Source organism: Dickeya sp. CFBP 2040 (assembly GCF_012273755.1).
Lineage (GTDB): Bacteria > Pseudomonadota > Gammaproteobacteria > Enterobacterales > Enterobacteriaceae > Dickeya > Dickeya poaceiphila.
This window is the reverse complement of the sequence record NZ_JAAVXH010000042.1, coordinates 26,021-45,116: the sequence shown is the minus strand read 5'-3', so window position 1 is coordinate 45,116 and position 19,096 is coordinate 26,021. Positions and strand designations below refer to the sequence as shown.

Genomic DNA, 19,096 nt, shown 5'->3' with positions numbered 1-19,096 from the left:
AGTGGATCATTAATTCCATTTTAAGTAGGTTATAAAGGGACTTATCGCTGCCGTCGAGGGTGCTGGCAACAGCGATAAGTTATCTTTAAGGTGATTGATACAGCCTATATAACATCTTCGTGACAACGAAAAGGGATTCACAATGCGTATTGGTGTACCAAAAGAGAGGTTGGCCAATGAAGCCCGTGTCGCAGCCACGCCAAAAACGGTGGAGCAACTGCTGAAACTGGGCTTTGAGGTCGCTATTGAGCGTGGGGCGGGAAAGCTCGCCAGTTTCGAAGATAGCGCTTATGAGCAAGTGGGCGCGACGATTCTGGATACGGCAGATGTCTGGCAGAGTGATATTCTGCTCAAGGTGAATGCGCCGCTAGACGAGGAAATAGAATTAACCCGCTCCGGTAGCACGATCATCAGTTTCATCTGGCCGGCCCAGAATCCATCGTTGCTGGAAACGCTGGCGGCGCGTCAGGTGACGGTGCTGGCGATGGATGCGGTACCGCGTATTTCTCGCGCCCAGTCTATGGATGCGCTGAGTTCGATGGCGAACATTGCTGGTTATCGCGCCATTGTTGAAGCGGCGCATGAATTCGGGCGCTTCTTTACCGGCCAGATCACGGCGGCAGGCAAGGTGCCGCCAGCCAAGGTGCTGATTATCGGCGCTGGTGTGGCAGGCCTTGCTGCTATCGGTGCCGCTGGCAGCCTGGGTGCGATTGTACGTGCGTTTGATACTCGCCCGGAAGTGAAGGAACAGGTTAAAAGCATGGGTGCCGAATTCCTGGAACTGGAATTCGAAGAAGAAGCGGGTAGTGGCGATGGTTATGCTAAGGTGATGTCTGAAGCCTTTATCAAGGCGGAGATGGCATTGTTCGCCGCACAGGCGCAGGAGGTGGATATTATTGTCACCACCGCGCTAATCCCTGGTAAACCAGCCCCACGTCTGATCACCCGTGAGATGGTACAGAGCATGAAGCCCGGCAGCGTGATAGTCGATCTGGCGGCGCAGACCGGTGGTAACTGCGAGCTAACCGTCGCGGATCAGGTCACGGTGACGGAAAATGGCGTGAAAATCATCGGTTACACTGATCTGCCAAGTCGTTTGCCGACCCAGTCTTCACAGCTGTATGGTACCAATCTGGTGAATCTGCTGAAGTTGCTGTGTAAAGAGAAAAACGGTGAGATCGACATTGATTTCGAAGATAACGTTATTCGTGGCGTAACCGTCATCAAGGCGGGTGAAATCACCTGGCCTGCACCGCCGATTCAGGTTTCTGCTCAGCCGCAACAGGCTAAACCTGCCGCTGCTGCCACCGCTCAGCCAGAGGCTAAACCCGCTTCACCGTTGAATAAATTTATTTTCATCGCTATTGCGATTGTGCTGTTTGGCTGGCTGGCGAATGTGGCGCCGAAAGAGTTCCTGTCGCACTTCACCGTGTTTGCGTTGTCCTGCGTGGTGGGATATTACGTGGTCTGGAATGTCAGTCACGCATTGCATACGCCGTTGATGTCGGTCACCAATGCCATTTCCGGCATTATTGTGGTGGGCGCGTTGTTGCAGATTGGCCATGGTGGGTGGGTATCCTTTTTCTCCTTCATCGCCGTGCTGATCGCCAGCATCAATATTTTCGGCGGGTTTACCGTCACTCAGCGTATGCTGAAAATGTTCCGCAAGAATTAAGGGGTAACGGATGTCTGGAGGATTAGTGACTGCAGCGTATATCGTTGCTGCAATTTTGTTTATTTTCAGTCTGGCTGGCTTATCCAAACACGAGACGTCCCGTCAGGGGAACATTTTCGGCATTAGCGGGATGACCATTGCACTGCTGGCGACCATTCTGGGGCCGAATGCCGGTAACGTGGGGTGGATTATCGCGGCGATGGTGATTGGCGGCGCTGTCGGCGTGCATCTGGCTCGCAAGGTTGAAATGACTGAAATGCCAGAACTGGTGGCGATTCTGCACAGTTTTGTCGGTTTGGCAGCGGTATTGGTCGGTTTTAACAGCTTTATCGGCGAAGGCGATATTGCTGACCCGATCATGGAAAATATCCATTTGACCGAAGTGTTTCTGGGGGTCTTCATCGGTGCGGTGACCTTTACCGGCTCAATCGTCGCGTTTGGCAAACTACGCGGCTTACTGTCATCCAAGCCGTTGATGTTGCCTAACCGTCATAAGTTGAATCTGCTGGCGCTGGTATTGTCATTCCTGCTGTTGCTGGTATTTGTTAAAACCGGCAGCACTGCAATGCAAGTGTTTGCGCTGCTGCTGATGACGATGATTGCACTGGTGTTTGGATGGCATCTGGTGGCGTCTATCGGTGGCGCGGATATGCCGGTAGTGGTTTCCATGCTGAATTCCTATTCAGGCTGGGCTGCCGCCGCGGCAGGTTTCATGCTGAGCAATGACCTGTTGATCGTCACTGGTGCGCTGGTGGGTTCTTCCGGTGCCATTTTGTCCTACATTATGTGCAAAGCGATGAACCGTTCGTTCATTAGTGTGATTGCCGGTGGTTTCGGTACTGATGGTTCTTCTGCAGGTGGCGATGAGGCGGTGGGTGAACATCGTGAAACCACGGCGGAAGAGGTGGCGGAATTGCTGAAAAATTCCACGTCGGTGATCATTACGCCGGGATATGGCATGGCGGTGGCGCAGGCGCAATATCCGGTGCATGACATTACCGCTAAATTGCGTGCTCGCGGGATTACTGTGCGCTTTGGTATTCACCCGGTTGCCGGTCGGTTACCTGGACATATGAACGTGCTGTTGGCCGAAGCTAAGGTCCCTTACGACATCGTGCTGGAGATGGATGAAATCAACGATGATTTCACCGATACCGACACTGTGCTGGTGATTGGCGCTAACGACACCGTTAACCCGGCTGCGCAGGAAGATCCACATAGCCCGATTGCCGGTATGCCGGTGCTGGAAGTGTGGAAGGCGCAGAATGTTATCGTGTTCAAACGCTCGATGAATACCGGTTATGCTGGGGTGCAGAATCCGTTGTTCTTCAAGGAAAACACGCAGATGCTGTTTGGCGATGCCAAAGAAAGCGTGGAAGCGATTCTGAAAGCGTTATAAGCCAGTCGTCACGTCATACGGGTAAACATCAGTATAACATAACAACAGGGGGCAATGGCCCCTGTTGTTATTAGTGTGGTTACTGAGCAGTATAACGTGGCGGTCAGCTGGCTTTTTCCTGATTACCGGCGTCATTCTCTCCCTGCAAGGAGATCGGAGAGACGAAATCGTCCGGTTTAATCGCCAGTAGATCGCACTTCAAATGGTCAATAACATGTTCCACGGTATTGCCAATAAATGCGGCGGACAAACCAGTGCGGCCCAGCGATCCCAACACCACTACACCAGCCTGAAGATGTTCTGCCAGATCAGGGATCACCTCTTCCGGCAGACCTTTCTCTACATGAGTAACCCGTTCATCCAGATTGAATTTCTGACGCAAAGACTTCATTGCCAGCAGGTGCTGGCCGCGGATGGCGCCGTTGTAAACACCAGGGTCGAAATCCGGCAATTCAATGGCAATATTGATGGGCGTAACCGGATACGCGCCGACCAGATGGACTTCAGTTTGGTTAACCTGACGAGCCAAATCCAGCGTTTCCGAAACCAGTTTGATATTAAGCGGATCATGATACGGGTCTTCGCTGGCCAGATTGACCGCCACCAGCGCACGACCACCTTCCGGCCATGGCTGATCTTTCACCATCCAGACCGGGCAAGGGCATTTACGCAGTAACTGCCAGTCGGTAGGCGTGAAGATAACCGCCTCAAGCCTGTCATGCTGGTGTGCCATTTTGAGCAATAAATCGTGTTTACCGGCAATAACCTCCTGAATAATGGCTTCATAAGGTTTGTTATGCCAGACTACTTTGATATCAATGGGAATACCCGCATCAAGGTAGTATTTACATTGTTCCGCAATCCATTCGGTTCGTTGGGCGATAACTCCTTGCCTCATCTCGGTTCTTTCATCCGGAGAGAGCAGGGTGGTCATTTCATAGGAAAAGTCGTAGATAGGCAAAAACGCCTTGATACGACCACCGAGTCGCTGGACCAGATAAACGGCGCGCCGCAGTGCGGGTTGGTCATCCTGATTGGGGTCAATAGCTACCAGTAAATTCTGATACTTCGCCATAGCTCCTCCTGATGGGCTGTCACTCTGCAGCCTGCTCGTTAAGAGTAACGCAAGGAAATCACTTTGAACAACTGGTTGATGACAACCGGATCAACAATTCAGAGCAATCATTGATCCGGTGTCAGAAGAGGAGATATTACGCTTGACTGCGTGCTGAGCCTGCCAGTTCGGCCAGAAGTTCGGTATTTTCGATGGTGATGTATTTGCCTTTTACGGCCAGCATACCGCTTTTTTGGAAACGGCCAAGCAGACGGCTGATAGTTTCCACCGTCAGACCAAGATAGTTGCCGATATCACCGCGTGTCATGGTCAGCCGGAATTCACGAGGCGAGAAACCGCGCTGCGCAAAACGACGGGACAAGTTGTAGATGAAGGCCGCCAGCCGCTCTTCAGCGTTCTTCTTCGACAACAGCAGGATCATGTCCTGATCGCCACGGATTTCGCCGCTCATCAGCCGCATCATTTGCTGGCGTAAGTTAGGCATTTTGCCGGACAAATCATCCAGTGTTTCAAACGGGATCTCACATACCATGGAGGTTTCCAGTGCCTGAGCAAAACTAGGATGCTGAGCACTGCCGATGGCGTCAAACCCAACCAGATCACCGGCCAGATGGAAACCGGTGATTTGTTCATCACCCTGTTCGGTGATGGTGTAGCTTTTTATGGTGCCTGAGCGGATGGCATACAATGATTTCAGTTCATCACCGGCCTTGAACAACGCTTGCCCTTTCTGGATGGGTTTTTTTCTTTCGATGATGTTGTCAAGTTGGTCGAGCTCATGCTCATTCAGCGTGAACGGAATACAGAGCTGGCTGATGCTGCAATCCTGACAGTGGATGGCGCAACCGCCAGACTGGATGCGTCGGATTATTCGCTTTTCAGGAATCATAGACTTTACTCAGGCGATAATTGATATCGGTCAATTTTAACAGCTTTTATTGGGTCTGATAAGATCCACTATCTCAGGAACTAACCAGTAAATAGTGAGCTTATTAATATTTTTACCATGACATTTGAAGTTTTTGCCCATCAACTCCACAGTCACGGTAACTCAATGTCCGGTATTAAATAGATCCTGCTGCGGCAAATATCCTTCGTGGAGTAATAACCATTGTTTACGATGAATACCGCCGGCATAACCGGTGAGTGCGCCTTGCGCGCCAATAACACGGTGGCAGGGAACCACAATGCTGACAGGGTTGGAACCATTGGCCAGACCAACGGCACGGGCGGCGCCTGGGTGGCCGAGTCTGGCAGCCAGTTCGCCGTAAGTGGTTGTACTACCACAAGGTATAGTGCGCAGTGCTTGCCATACTTGTTGCTGAAAATCAGTACCGGCGGCGGCTACCGGTAGGGATTCAATAATTTTCAGATCGCCAGCGAAATAGGCACGTAGCGCATCGGTCAATCCCCCAGGATTATTATGGCCTTTCAACACAAACGGATCATGACGATAACGTTTATTCAGAGATTGATATAAGTTTTCTTCATATTCACGCCATTCCACCGCTCGTAGCTGATAATTTATATCGGCAATCAATAATAATTCCCCAATAGGTGTGGAGAGCGTGTCAAATAAAAATGTCTGCATGGATATCGTGTTGTGAAATATCGGTTAACTGCAGTTGCACGTTAACCTGAATTTAAACATAGTCCGCATTGTCGCTTTAATAATGTTGTGTGTCACACAAAAACTGCATGACGTGTCAGGAGGCAGGAAGCGATGGTCGGGAGAACGACCATCACTTTAGGTTGGCAGGTGTCAGGACGAAGCCAGTTTTTGCAGGGTGGTCAACTGGTTGACCGCATCCTGCATAGCATCCATACCCATGGCAAGATCTTTCAGACTGCTCAGGTTGGTGGTCATATTGACCCGATCTTTATCTGTTTCCGCACTCATATTGGCAATTTGATTGGCCGCTGAGATGCTTTTATCCGCCATCTGCGTTGTCGTCGTAACCGTCTGCTGGGCAATGGCACGAATATGCGCGATGGTTTCAACCGCTTCGTTGATGCTGTGAGTGGTGGCATCGACCTGCTCTTTGGACGAACTGGCCAGTTTACGTACCTCGTCAGCGACCACGGCGAACCCTCGGCCTGCTTCGCCAGCCCGCGCCGCTTCTACCGCTGCATTCAGCGCCAGAAGATTGGTCTTATCCGCAATGGCGTTGATACCGTTGGTGATCTCACTGATGCCTTTTGAAATGCGTTCCAGATCGTTGAGTCCGGTTTCAAGCCGTATTTGTGCTTCCTGTGTTTTTGATGCAGATTCGCTAATCGCACGAATACTGGTCTGTGCTACATCCAGCGTATCGGTTTGTCGTAGCGTCGCCTGTTCCAATTGCGGCATGGCTGTGAGCAGGGGAGCCAGTGCCTGCTCGTAATCGACCACTTGTTTGACCACCGCAGACTGAATGTCATGAAGCGCTTCCCAACGCCGAAGCGCACGTTGAGCATAGTGTCCGGCATACGCGGCGTATTCGACTGGGAAATGTGTCATCGCTTTAACGTTATGACTGAAAAATGCCAGTGCAGACAGCGTCTGGTTAATCGGCACCCCCAGAATTTCACCAAAGCTGGAAAAACCCGCTGCAGGGATCTGATTAAAGAATTGGGCCTGTTCCAGATTGTTGTTGCCGGCCCGGCGTAGCACGCAGTCGTTGAGCAGCACAAGTTCGGGTTTACCATATTGCGACATGAACTGTTGCCAATCCCGCTCTGTGGTGGCGATGAAATCCGTTGCTTGCATCAGATACAGACGGTCACCAAACTCCAGATCGCAGAAAAAGGCAATGTGGTCTTCTTTAATAGAGGCAACCGAGCGAACGAAGTATTCGTCATTGACTTTAACCGCAAAGGTTTTTCCCGTCAGATGCTGGCTGACCTGATGCGGCGGACAGCGCAGGCATGAAGCGACTGCCTCAATGATGGGTTGCTCATGGCCGCTGGCGTCAAAGACGGATTTAACCGTGCGGGCAACCGGGTCAGCCTCTGCTACCAGCCAGCTCTGTTTTGTCGGTTCAAAGTTCTGGCTCTTGAACGGCGCAAAGGATTTACCGGGCGCCATCTGGCAGAACACAATCACGGCTTTTCCTTGCAGTACCGCATTGTCAGCGCCAATGTAAGTTCCGCTGAAATCCAACCGTCCGCCTGCCGCCCCGCCGATGGTCAGGCAGGGGAAACGACGACAGGCATACCAGGCTTGCATCAGAAACCCTTCCGACGCGGCCATGCCATCACAATAAATCAACGCGAAGGTGTTATCTGAAGAGAGCGGCATTCTCACGTCCATACGCTCCAGTTCTCGCCGGATAGCCTCGATCCTGACACGGGCACTGGGTTTGTCATGCGTGTGCAAATCTACCAGATGCACTTCGTGTTTAGCGATCAGCGTCTGGGGCATCCATAGCCAACTGCCGTACGGGCCATTCATGTCGCAGTAGGTGGAGCTATTGCGTTGGCTGCATAATGCACCCGTGGATGAGAGCGTAATAACGGTACGATTGGGGGCTGAGAAACGTTGCCAGGCGCGATTGACCTCTGAAAAATTGGCTTCAGGGGGCACAAATACCAACATTAACCCCGATTTTGACGGTAATCCGAGCGCTGACAGTGACGTAGGCAACGCATCACAGCGATAAGTACCACGAGCCGGGCCGTTCCTTTTTAAACCCGGTATGGCGATATGATTCAGGAAAGATGACATGATATTCCCACTCCTATATTTAAATTAATTTAATGGGAAGCCCAAATAATCCTACGAGATGCAGTCAGCGTATAGGGTGATCCCGATCACCTGTCATACCCCAAATAAGCGAGAAATTCATTTCCGTGTACGGGATCACACCGCTAATGAGTGCGGTGAAACCACATTGTTACGTGGCAATGACACAATTTGTAACACTGCGCAACAAAAAAGGTTAGCTAATGTATTTTAACGTGCCGTCAACTGTACCACTACAAACAGTACGGGTTAAACAATACATATAAAGATGACCGATGCTGTCGCCATGTTGCCTGCAACGGCCAGCGAAACATCATCGGTCACCAATACATTGATTGGTTACCAATACATTGATCGGTCAACAACAGATTATTGAATGACGCCGCAGGCGATACGCATACCACCGCCGCCGAGTTCTTTCGGCATATCCGCGTAATTATCACCGCCGGTATGAATCATCAAGGCATGGTTTTTTACCTCTGAGAGTGATTTCAGCCGTGGAGCCAGCACCTCGTAATTGGCGGTGCCATCGGCATTGACCACCAATCCCGGCAGGTCGCCAAGGTGGCCTTTGCTATTGTAGGGGCCGAGATGTTGACCGGTTTTCTGCGGGTCCAGGTGACCACCGGCTGCCAGCGCCGGTACTTTGTTGCCATTTTGTTCACCCGGTGCGCAACTGGCATTGGTATGGACGTGGAAGCCGTGAATGCCAGGCTGCAATCCTTTCAGACTGGGGCTGAACAGCAGGCCATATTCTGTTTCGGTAATGGTGATATCGCCAAGCGTATTGCCATCTCCTGTCGGCAACGCCTCTTTTAGCGTGACCGTGGTGCTGGCCGAGTGAGCTAGCGCACTGACGAACAAGCCAGCCAGAATCAATACTTTTAGTGTCATGATGTTCCCTTCTTTTCCATTATCGGTTTTGCTGCGTTGTGGGCATCACGCGGAAAAACCGGCGGTCATACGGAAGATATTCGGTGTCGATTTACCCAACAAAATTGCTTCACCCAACAAAACTATAGTTGGCAGGGTGAAGCACGCCAGTATTTATAGTGACAACGTCACTTATTACTGCTGTCAATCTGGAGGTTACGCGGGATTACCACGGCGTATCGAACATCATGGGCTGCGGAATGACTAAATCACGGTAAAAACAGGCGCTATCACACTGATAAAGCAACAATTTGATATATAGTGTTATCAGGGGATGAAATATGATGAAAAAATTAGGCAGAAGGAGACGAAAAAATGAGTAAAGGTTTGATAATGAAAGGGCTATGTGGTCTGTTGCTGACGATGCCGCTCTATGGTTTTGCCGACAATAATAATCCGGACCTGATTGCCGGTTATACTTCTCAACAACTGGCGGATGCGTTACCGGCAGCGGTTGACGGACTTAAACGCCGAGGCGTGGAAGTGAATGCGAAAGAGCATTCGGTACAGGCTGAATATGTGGATACCGCAACGAAACGTAAGGCGCTGGTAACTATCTATATGCCGCCGTTGGCTAACGGGCAGCAAGCCACGAGTGAAAATGAACTGGATGCCGCTGTTGCCAGTTCTGAGAAAGAGATGTTACGCCAACGCATTCGACCAGAAAAAAAGGAACTGGTTGCGGAGGGCGCACCTAAATTCCGTTGTCTGCTGACGATTCTGAATGACCAGGTGGTGCACTCACTGTGTTCAGCTGTGGTTAAAGGCCGGGTGGTGGAAATCCAGCCGGTAACACTGGTGGATAATAAAATGTTTGAACCGGCGCAACAGCGTCAGGCCAGTGCGGTGTTGGCTATTGGGAAAAACCTGCTGACACCAGCCAAATAACAGACTGCAATGTGAGCGTGTAGCCCTGCCTGATGGCGGGGTTTTTTTGGTCTCCTCCCGAAACTTGATGAAAAAAAATCATTTTTGATTTTTATAAATCACTATTTCAATAAAAATGTGACAAGTATCACGTTTTGTTGCTGCAAAAAAACCAATTATTTCCGATAAATAAAAATATGCGTGCAATTTTTTCACGATGTTATCACCCAGTTGGAGACGTTAAGGATGAGTGTGTTTGGGAATTATCTGAGGAATCTAAAGATCTCTCACAAGCTGTATGGCGGATTTGGCATTGTGTTGCTGCTGGTTATTTTGGCGTCAACTTTTAGTTCGGTTCGTTTTTTCATGATTCGGGACTTGTATAGTAAAAGCTCGATTATGAATGAAATGGGAAATTTTATTGATCTCACCCGAATTTCCCGAATTAAATTCGCCTATACCCTCAATAACGAAAACCTCACCAATCTGGACAAATATCTTGAGCAAGCTCGTCGGTTAAATGAAAAAGTGAATGCACTGAATTGGGATGAGACTTACCAGAATGATTTTAAAAATGTAGCGCAGGATTTCACCGATTACGGCAAAAATATTGATCGTATCAAAACCAGTGTTAATGGTATGAACGAGGTCACAAAAGACATCACGGCGCTTGACCAGAAAGCTGCCCTGAGCGATGTGCTTTACACCAGCTCTAATGATATCAATCTGTTACGCCAGTATCATCAGACCAGCATACTCTATGCACAACTGGTGGATAAAGTGCACTTGTTGCAAAAAGAAAACAGCGACGCTGCGTTCAAAGCCATGCAGAGTGTTTATGAGCAGGCGAAAAAATCCTTCGATAATCTGAATGGGGCACTTCCTGCCGAGTTGAGAAATAGCGTCAGCGAGCTTGGTAACCGAATTGAGCATTACAACCAGAGCGGGGTGAAATATAGCGATAAACTTAATCAGTTAAGAGCGTCTGATTCCGATCTCAGGGCAATTGGAGATAAATTGATTAATGACATCGGTGTGATTCTTAAAAAAATTGGTGCCCGTAATAACGATGTTATCGAGAATTCAGTGTTCCAGACGGTCATTTCTGGTATTGCCGCTGTGATTATGGGGGTATTTATTTCCTGGTCGGTCACTCGCCAGATAACCCGACCGGTGATTGCTAACCTGAAACTGGCGGAAAAAATTGCCGGTGGTGACTTGTCTGCCAGTGTGACGGTAGAGCGGCATGATGAGCTGGGGCAACTGACCCAGGCTATGATGTTAATGACTGAAAAGCTGCGTCAGTTGATTGCCGATATCCGGCACAGTGTCTACAGCGTGGCGAAAGCCTCTTCGGATATCGCAGCCGGCAATAACGACCTGTCTTCGCGTACTGAGCAGCAATCGTCGGCCATTGTGGAAACCGCCGCCAGCATGGAACAACTTACCGCCACAGTGAAAAATAATGCCGACAATGCCCGCCATGCCAGCCAGATTTCCGAGCAGGCATCTGATAATGCCAATCGGGGCGGTGAGATTATTCATAAGGTCATTCAGACGATGGATGACATATCCGGCAGTTCGAAAAAGATTTCTGATATTACTACCGTCATCAACAGTATTGCATTTCAGACTAATATCCTCGCGCTTAACGCTGCGGTAGAAGCGGCACGTGCAGGGGAACAAGGGCGTGGTTTTGCCGTCGTCGCTGGCGAGGTGCGCAATCTGGCACAACGGAGTTCTCAGGCGGCCAAAGAGATTGAAGGCTTGATCTCAGAATCGGTTTCACGGGTTAGCACGGGTACGGTGCTGGTTTCGGATGCGGGAAGTGCAATGGATGATATTGTGTCGTCCGTCAAGCGGGTACACGACATTATGGGGGAAATCGCTTCCGCGTCGGATGAGCAAAGTCGCGGCATCGCGCAAATTGGCGCGGCGGTGTCAGAAATGGATACCACTATTCAGCAAAATGCTGCGATGGTGAATGAGTCGTCCGCGGCGGCGAATTCACTGGAAGATGAAGCAGCGAAACTATCACGGCTTGTGTCGGTATTCCGTCTGTCGGCGCAGGATGAACCACAGGCCTCAGGTTATATGGCTGGTCATCCGCGTCTTGCTGATACCGCCAGTCGGCCAGCGATATTGCCGGTCAATCGTTCAGCCAGTGTATCAGCGGATAACTGGACAACGTTCTGAGTCTTGTTTTCAGGATGACGAGTAAAAACGGCAGGCCTGATGGCCTGCCGTTGCGTGTTATAGGGGGATATTTGAGCGTTCTATATTCAGCCTGTGATGCGGTCTACCCTGATGCCGATGATGCCGATGATGACGTGAAGAAAATAGGGCAATGGGAAAAACGGCGAACCGGGCGGTGCGCCGTCGGGTGCGTTAGCGCAGGTTTTGCGGGAAATTGGCCGGCAGATCGCTGGCGGGGCAATTGATAACGCTATTGTCGTTTTCGCCACAGTCGCGCACAAAAGTGATGGTAGCGAATTCGTCAATCACTTCAGTCGGGTAGGCCGGGCCTGCCGTACGATAGGATTCCATCAGCGGAATGTGATCATTCTGGAAGCACACGGTTTTTTCCGGATTGTTGATCACCCAGCGAGGGAAGAATATGGTGCCGTGGAAAATCCGGTCACCCAGATTGACGATCAAACTCACGTCGGTACCGGTTGGTTCGGTCCAGGATATTTTGTAGACGTCGCGGGCGACGCGGGCGATAAACACCTGCTGATCTTTCACCCAGCGGTTGGCCACAATACCGCTATGAATGCGGTAATCCAGCGTGTGGTCATTTTTCACGTAGATCTCGTAATTCCAGCCGTTGTCGTAGGTATAAACCAGATGTTTTCCCACAAAACCGCTGAGATCCTGTTTGTCGAAATTGCTCATACTGTTTTCCTTTTTGTTGGCTGGAGAGCAGTATAAAGACGAGTTAAGTTGATGAATAACACTGTTTTTAGCGCTAATTGATTTGATAATTAGATGAATAAAGAGATGAACCGAGCGTGATGTGAAGGGCAGTTGAAACATGATGTTGACGAAAACGACACTGGAACAATGGACACTGCTACAGGCCGTAGTGGAGTTGGGTGGCTTTGCCCCGGCGGCACAAGCGTTTAATCGCAGCCAGTCTTCAATCAGTTATCAATTGTCGTTGATGCAGGAGCGGTTGGGGGTGACGCTGCTGGAACCATCCGGACGTCGGACGGTGCTGACCGCGCAAGGGCAGCAACTGCTGACGCAGGTGATTCCGCTGCTACATGCCTTTCAGGCGTTAGAATGGCGGGCGGATGTGCTGCGCAGAGGTGGGCGAGCGAGGATCGATTTGGTAGTGGACAGCATTTTCCCCAAACCGACCTTGTTTTCTGCGCTGCGCACCTTCCAGTTGCGTTATCCACATACGCAGGTTCATCTGATGGAAGTGCTGCGCAGCGAAAGCCGGGCGCAACTGGCGGGGTATCAGGCAGATATCTGGTTGATTTCCCAACCGTGGGAGGGCGTGAATCGGGGGCGATTGCTGATGGAAATGGCGTTTGTGGCCGTCGCCCGGTCTGACCACCCGTTGCACCAACTGGCCGCACCGTTGTCGTTTGCGGATCTTGGCGCGTATCCGCTGATTGAAATTATTGATAGACAACAGCAGAAAGACAGTCTGCATAAACCGGCCAACGCTGAAAACTGGACGTTTACGACGGTGGAGGCGGCGTTGGAAGCGGTAATGCATGGCGTTGGCTACGGCTGGATGCCGGAAACCCGTATCGTATCTGGGCTGGCATCGGGTGAACTGAAATTATTGCCATTACCGCAAGGTGGGCGGCGTTTTACGCCGCTGTATCTGGTAGTGGAGGAAGAAAAGCAACCCTGTGATACCGAAGTCGCTACGCTGGTATCATTGCTGACGGAAGCAACTGCTACGCTGAATTCTGAGTGACATTGTCACTTTTACGGCAGTACACACTGCCGTAAAACCGAATTCAGGTAAAATAACGTGCTTTTAATGGCATTAACGCCGCACCCAGCACCGCCGGGTCGTGCTGGATCTGGCTCAGCAAGAGTCGCGGATAATGAGCGGCATGGCCATACCGAGGCGGCAGCTCGGTTGGCGGTACGCTGAGCAGCATCTCACCTAATGCCATCGGCAGTTCGCCGCCAAACACGATGGCGGCAGGGTCTACTACCGCACGCATCGCATCAATCGCCCGATTCAGGTAGGGCCTGATTTCTTCCACCCAGTCGCGTACACCCGGCCATTGCGGGTCGAACTGCTGGCGCAGTGTGCTCACGTGTTGGATATCGATACCGTGCGCGTTGAGCCGCTTGAGCAACTCTCCCAACGCCGGCCTTGAGTGGAATTCCTGTTCGGTATAAATACGGCTGATTTCCCCGGCATTGCCGAACGAACCGGAAAAGGGTTGACCGTTAAGGATAAGCCCTGCGCCAAAGCCATAGTTGAATGACAGGTAGCCAAAGGTTGGGTAGTGCAGGCCTGCGCCCAGTACGGATTCACCAATCGCACCGGTGGTGGAGTTGTTCTCCGTCCAGACGTTGAGATCAAACAGGGTTTCCAGTTCGCTTTTGAGATCAACCAATGACCAGTCGCGCAGCGGCTCCGGTGCATTGAACAACCGGTTATCTCCTATCAGATAACCGGCGATGGCAAACCCGACGCCCACAACGGCTGGCGCAGGAATAGCATATTGGTGCAGCGCCTTACGTACCCGTTCTTTTAGCGTAAACATGGCCCGCGTACGGTCATCCAGCGGAATATCCAGCGTTTCTTCGTGCAACACCTGGCAACTGAAGTCACACAAGCAAAATGCCAGCGTATCGGTATTCACCGAGATGCCGATGCTGTAACGCGCAGCTGGTGCCAGTTCCAGCGCCGGGCTGGGTTTGCCGCGCCCGTGTACGATGTTTTCGCCCAGTTGCAGCAATCCGCGCTCCAGCAGGCTATCAATAATGCGATGCACGGACGGTTGGGTGAGATTGGTCTGCGGTGAAATCGCAGAACGCATGATGCTTCGGTGACGTCGGACAATATCCAGAATCATGCGTTCGTTCACGGTGGCACTTTCGTTATCGTGAAGTATTGGCCGCATCAGGGACAGACTCCCGCGCGTATGCTCATAGTGTGTAGATCCTTTTTATATTGCCAGATTGTGCAGTTAGCCTCTGGTTCATAATGGCATATTATAAATTAGATAATGTCAATAATTAAACATTATGAATGATAATTACATTTTTCATCGTATACAACCTGATAAATGAAGTCGATTGTACCTGCATTTATAGGTTATTTTTATATATTCATTTACATATCAGTTTATTATTTCATTCACTTCCAGTGACATATTCGCAACATATCTGTCATCATTATTATGCATAATGCATTATAAATTGAATTGGCAGTGTTTTTACCTTGTGGAATAGGCGCGTTGCGACCTACTGGAGAGCATGTGAATGGGTAGACTGGAAGTAGAACGTGCCAGCGTGGCTTATGGCGATGTGCCCGTTCTCAAGGGAGTATCGTTCGATGTTAATGAAGGCGAATTCGTTACCTTGCTGGGACCATCCGGGTGCGGCAAAACCACGTTATTGCGTGCTATTGCCGGGTTTGTGCCGCTGGACGACGGACGCATCTGTATTGGTGGACGAAACATGAACGGCCTGGAGCCGGAAAAGCGCAATACGGCGATGTGCTTTCAATCCTATGCGTTGTTTCCGCATCTGACGGTATCGGAAAACATTGCTTTTGGATTGCAACAACGGAATACACCACGGGAGACACTAAGCCACCGGGTAGTGGAAATGGCGCTGACCGTGGCAATGGCCGGGCATCTGGACAAATTACCTGCTCAGTTATCAGGTGGGCAGCAACAGCGGGTGGCGCTGGCGCGCTCAATGGCAGTGCGACCGGATGTGATGCTGTTCGATGAGCCGCTATCCAATCTGGATGCCCGGCTGCGTGAGCAACTGCGGTTACAGATCCGCACTCTGCAACGTAAACACGGTTTTACCGCGGTTTATGTCACGCATGACCAGGCTGAAGCACTGGCAATGTCCGACAGGGTGATAGTCATGCACGGCGGCAGTATTATTCAGACCGGCACGCCGCAGGAAATTTATCACCAGCCAGTCAATCGCTTTGTCGCTGATTTTATTGGTACGGCCAACATCATGACAGGCACGGTCACATCGCGGGATGACGATAACGGATACTACCGGGTGGTGACCGCATTGGGTGAATTCGTGGTGACGTCGGATGATCCGCCAGCTCATGAGCGTATTTATCTATGCTGGCGTCCGGAAAAAGCCTGTCTGCTATCAACGTCTGCGCTGGGGCAGAACATCTTTGCGTTGCGCGTTAAGCGCCATACCTTTCTTGGCAACCTGACGGACGTCGAAGGTTGTCTTCCCGATAACAATACCCTGTGTTTCCGCATCCAGTTGTTGGGATACCAGCCGCTACTGGAGGGTGAAACCTACTATTTTTCGCTGGCGCCAGATGCACTGCGGTTCTTGCGCGAGGGGGTGGCATGAGATCGCCGTTCATGGCCTATCTGTTGATACTGCCGGGGGTGGGAATCATCGTGCTGGCGATGGGGGCGGTGTTGTGCATGGCGTTTTCTCAGTCGTTGGGTTTTTTCAATTTTGCCGGCGACAGTGGGTTATCGCTGCGTTTTTGGCAAGTCATGCTGACTGACGAGCAGCTGTGGCGCTCTTTTTTTTATTCGGCACGTATTGCGTTGCTCAGTGCGGTGTTGTCGGTGGCACTGGCTTATCCGTTGGCTATCTGGCTGCGCAAACCGTTTCCGGGGGCGATGACGCTGCGCGCAATGTTAAAAGCGCCGTTGCTGGTGCCGGGGCTGACGGCGGCGTTTTTGTTCGTCAATTTCATTTCTTATCAGGGATTTCTCAACGTGGTGATGTTACGGCTGGGGCTGACGGAACGGCCAATTCGTATGCAGAACGACGCCAACGGTATCGGCGTGATTCTGCTGCAGGTCTGGAAGCAGATGCCGTTTGCGCTGCTGTTGTTGAGTGGGTCGGTGCAGGCCATCGGAGAAACGGTGCTGGAGGCTGCCCGGAATCTTGGTGCTGGCGTATGGGTCCGCTTTCGCCGCATTGTGCTGCCGTTAACACTACGGGCGTTGCAGACGGCGATGATGCTGATCTTTATCGGCGCGGCTGGCGACTTTTCTTTTCAGTCAGTCGCGGGTCCGGTCAACCTGTATTCCATGTCGCAACTGATGTTCCGCGTACAGCAATCAGGAACTGACGGCTGGAATCAGGCGGCAGTGGTGGCGATGATGTTGATGCTGTTGTCGCTGGCAGGGGCCGGGCTGTTGGCAATGGCCGCCGGTGTGGTTGTGCGCGGCATGAGGGGATAATCAATGCAACAAACAGCCATTAACCGACTCAATCGCCTGCTGGTGGTGCTGTTCCTGCTGCTGGGGTGCCTCTGGCTGATTCTGCCGTTCGCCATGGCGGTGCTATGGTCACTGGTAGACCCCTCTCACCCTTGGTCTTACCCACATGTATTTCCGCCGGTGTTGTCGTTGTTGCGTTGGGTTGAGTTATGGAATAACACTTCATTGCCCGATGCGTTGCTGCACAGTTATCTGCTGGCACCGGTAGTGACGTTGACATGCCTGTTGCTGGCAATGCCGACCGCCTATGCGTTTGGCCGTATGACGTTTCCCGGCAAAGGGCTGGCGCAGGTGCTGACGTTGTTGCCGATTGTGCTGCCGGGATTTGTGGTGGCGGTGTTCTTCTCCTCGCTACTGATACGACTGGGGGTATATTCCCGCTTTATGGGGATTTTTGTCGGCCATACGGTGCTGTTTCTGCCGTACGCCATTCGTATTTTGAGTGTCTCTTTTAGCCAGGTTCGGCAGGATCTGGTGGATGCGGCGCGCAACCTGGGGGCATCCAAACGGGATGTGTTCCGGGTCGCCTACTGGCCATCGCTCCAGTCTGGCGCTATGGCGGCGATAATTATGGTGTTTATCCTGTCGATTGAAGAGTTCTCCGTCTCCTACATCGTCGGAGCGCCTGACTTTGTCACCGTACCAACCATTCTCTATTCATACCTTGGCTACAACTTCATCCGGCCCAACGCGGCAGTGGTGTCTCTGATTCTGGTGGTGCCCAACGTCGTGCTGATGCTGCTGATGGAGCGCTGTCTCAAAAATGTGCCCGTGTCAGCCTTCGTCAATAAAGGATAGCGATGATGCGGCTTAACCATTCAGGGGAGTCTTGTATGCGTATTCGATTTACGTTGTCGGCCCTGCGCAAGCTGGCGGCGTTGCCGTTATTACTGTTGCCGTTGTATCAGGCGCAAGCTCTGGCGGCAGATTTGAAAACGATGTCCTGGCAGGAAGTAGAGGCGCAGGCGCGTAAAGAAGGGCAACTTACCTGGTTTAACTGGTATTACCAGGATCGACTGCGCGATGAAGTTAAAGCGTTTGAGAAACAGTATGGCATCCGGGTCACCATTCCGGATGGCGAAGCAGCAGCCAGCATCAATAAGCTGCTGGCGGAGCAGAACCGTCAGCAAGGAGATATCGATGTCATATCGGTAGGCGGTAGCCAGTTCGGGCTGCTTAACGGTCCCAGACTGTTCTGGGGACCGCTCACTTCCCGCTTGCCAGCTGGCGATAAGCTGACCTATCAGATAGAAGGGGTCGATACTCAGGGTTATGCCGTTGCGTTTTGGGCTAATCAGACCGTCATTGCCTACAATTCAGCACGCATCAATGCTGCCGCCTTGCCGCATTCATTACCCCAGTTCGAACAGTTTCTGATTAAGAATCCCGGTGAATTCGTCTTTAACGTGGAAAATGGCGGTTCTGGCCCGGCGTTTATCGAATCTATTACCCGTGCGTTGGTCAGCAATGTTGACTACCGCAACGGCAGTGTCACGCCGGAGATACTGCAACGGCTCACGCCGGCCTGGCAGTGGTTCAACCGTTATAAAAATAGCCTTGTCATCAGTGCGTCTAATGCCGATAGCATGACCCGGCTGAATGCCGGCGAATTCAAACTTGCCGCCTCATGGGAGGATCTGGTGCTCTCTCTGCAACACAAAGGTGAAGTGTCGCCGGACATCAAGTTCTACCTGCCTGATTTTGGTATGCCTGGAGGCGGTAATGTGGTGGGGATTCCGGCCAACGCCAAACATAAGGCAGCGGCATTACTGTTTATTCACTACTTGACGCAGCCAGAAACGCAATTGCGTTTTCATACGCAATTCGGTACCGCACCGCTAATGCCAGCCGGGGAAGAGATATCTGCGACAGACTCGCTGGATAGGTCGCATAGCTTTGCCTGGGCGGCCAAACCCTTGGGTGACGAAATTAAAAAACAGTTTATTCAAAACGTGATGCTGAAATGACATCACGATGCCTTGTTATG

Annotated in this window: 16 protein-coding genes; 9 read left to right on the top strand and 7 right to left on the bottom strand. The window is 51.3% G+C overall.

Annotated features, from left to right (window positions below; genetic code table 11):
- The first annotated feature begins 142 nt into the window (after positions 1-142).
- Positions 143-1,675, top strand: a complete 1,533-nt coding sequence (gene pntA / locus Dpoa2040_RS06175) for a Re/Si-specific NAD(P)(+) transhydrogenase subunit alpha (protein WP_042870610.1) — start codon at positions 143-145, stop codon at positions 1,673-1,675.
- A gap of 10 nt (positions 1,676-1,685) precedes the next feature.
- On the top strand, positions 1,686-3,074 hold the full coding sequence (gene pntB / locus Dpoa2040_RS06170) for a Re/Si-specific NAD(P)(+) transhydrogenase subunit beta (protein ID WP_042870608.1): 1,389 nt from the start codon (positions 1,686-1,688) through the stop codon (positions 3,072-3,074).
- Positions 3,075-3,177: 103 nt separating this feature from the next.
- Here the strand turns inward: pntB and uspE are convergent, their stop codons facing one another.
- From uspE to sodC, 5 genes are all read right to left on the bottom strand, one after another.
- Positions 3,178-4,149, bottom strand: coding sequence for a universal stress protein UspE (gene uspE, locus Dpoa2040_RS06165; RefSeq protein WP_042870606.1), 972 nt, complete (start codon positions 4,147-4,149; stop codon positions 3,178-3,180).
- A gap of 136 nt (positions 4,150-4,285) precedes the next feature.
- Entirely contained in the window at positions 4,286-5,038 is a 753-nt protein-coding gene (gene fnr / locus Dpoa2040_RS06160) for a fumarate/nitrate reduction transcriptional regulator Fnr (protein ID WP_042870605.1), read from the bottom strand.
- A gap of 162 nt (positions 5,039-5,200) precedes the next feature.
- Positions 5,201-5,740, bottom strand: a complete 540-nt coding sequence (ogt, locus tag Dpoa2040_RS06155) for a methylated-DNA--[protein]-cysteine S-methyltransferase (RefSeq protein ID WP_042870603.1) — start codon at positions 5,738-5,740, stop codon at positions 5,201-5,203.
- Between the two features lie 171 nt (positions 5,741-5,911).
- Positions 5,912-7,855, bottom strand: coding sequence for a methyl-accepting chemotaxis protein (locus Dpoa2040_RS06150; RefSeq protein ID WP_168640656.1), 1,944 nt, complete (start codon positions 7,853-7,855; stop codon positions 5,912-5,914).
- A gap of 387 nt (positions 7,856-8,242) precedes the next feature.
- On the bottom strand, positions 8,243-8,767 hold the full coding sequence (gene sodC, locus Dpoa2040_RS06145) for a superoxide dismutase family protein (protein ID WP_042870600.1): 525 nt from the start codon (positions 8,765-8,767) through the stop codon (positions 8,243-8,245).
- A gap of 354 nt (positions 8,768-9,121) precedes the next feature.
- Here sodC and Dpoa2040_RS06140 point away from each other — a divergent pair, with 354 nt between their 5' ends.
- Positions 9,122-9,694, top strand: a complete 573-nt coding sequence (locus Dpoa2040_RS06140) for a hypothetical protein (protein WP_168640655.1) — start codon at positions 9,122-9,124, stop codon at positions 9,692-9,694.
- Between the two features lie 225 nt (positions 9,695-9,919).
- On the top strand, positions 9,920-11,869 hold the full coding sequence (locus tag Dpoa2040_RS06135) for a methyl-accepting chemotaxis protein (protein ID WP_168640654.1): 1,950 nt from the start codon (positions 9,920-9,922) through the stop codon (positions 11,867-11,869).
- A gap of 192 nt (positions 11,870-12,061) precedes the next feature.
- On the opposite strand, the gene Dpoa2040_RS06130 is transcribed toward Dpoa2040_RS06135, so the two are convergent.
- A complete protein-coding gene (locus tag Dpoa2040_RS06130) occupies positions 12,062-12,568 on the bottom strand; it encodes a phenolic acid decarboxylase (protein WP_042870596.1) in 507 nt (168 codons plus the stop codon).
- A 142-nt stretch (positions 12,569-12,710) separates the two neighbouring features.
- Between Dpoa2040_RS06130 and Dpoa2040_RS06125 the strand changes: the two genes are divergently transcribed.
- Positions 12,711-13,610 (top strand): LysR family transcriptional regulator, encoded by a 900-nt coding sequence (locus tag Dpoa2040_RS06125; RefSeq protein ID WP_168640665.1) that lies wholly within the window; start codon positions 12,711-12,713, stop codon positions 13,608-13,610.
- A gap of 43 nt (positions 13,611-13,653) precedes the next feature.
- Here the strand turns inward: Dpoa2040_RS06125 and Dpoa2040_RS06120 are convergent, their stop codons facing one another.
- Positions 13,654-14,778, bottom strand: a complete 1,125-nt coding sequence (locus tag Dpoa2040_RS06120) for an ROK family transcriptional regulator (protein ID WP_168640653.1) — start codon at positions 14,776-14,778, stop codon at positions 13,654-13,656.
- Between the two features lie 361 nt (positions 14,779-15,139).
- Here Dpoa2040_RS06120 and Dpoa2040_RS06115 point away from each other — a divergent pair, with 361 nt between their 5' ends.
- From Dpoa2040_RS06115 to Dpoa2040_RS06100, 4 genes are read left to right on the top strand one after another with little or no spacing between them, the layout of a single operon-like run.
- A complete protein-coding gene (locus Dpoa2040_RS06115; protein ID WP_042870592.1) occupies positions 15,140-16,219 on the top strand; it encodes an ABC transporter ATP-binding protein in 1,080 nt (359 codons plus the stop codon).
- Positions 16,216-17,070: an ABC transporter permease gene (locus Dpoa2040_RS06110; RefSeq protein ID WP_168640652.1), complete on the top strand. Its 855-nt coding sequence runs from the start codon at positions 16,216-16,218 to the stop codon at positions 17,068-17,070. Before Dpoa2040_RS06115 ends, Dpoa2040_RS06110 begins: the two co-directional genes overlap by 4 nt.
- Positions 17,071-17,073: 3 nt before the next feature.
- The gene (locus tag Dpoa2040_RS06105; RefSeq protein WP_042870589.1) at positions 17,074-17,907 is read left to right on the top strand and encodes an ABC transporter permease; all 834 of its coding nucleotides are present in this window, start codon (positions 17,074-17,076) and stop codon (positions 17,905-17,907) included.
- Positions 17,908-17,942: 35 nt separating this feature from the next.
- Positions 17,943-19,076 (top strand): extracellular solute-binding protein, encoded by a 1,134-nt coding sequence (locus tag Dpoa2040_RS06100; RefSeq protein WP_168640651.1) that lies wholly within the window; start codon positions 17,943-17,945, stop codon positions 19,074-19,076.
- Positions 19,077-19,096 lie beyond the last annotated feature (20 nt).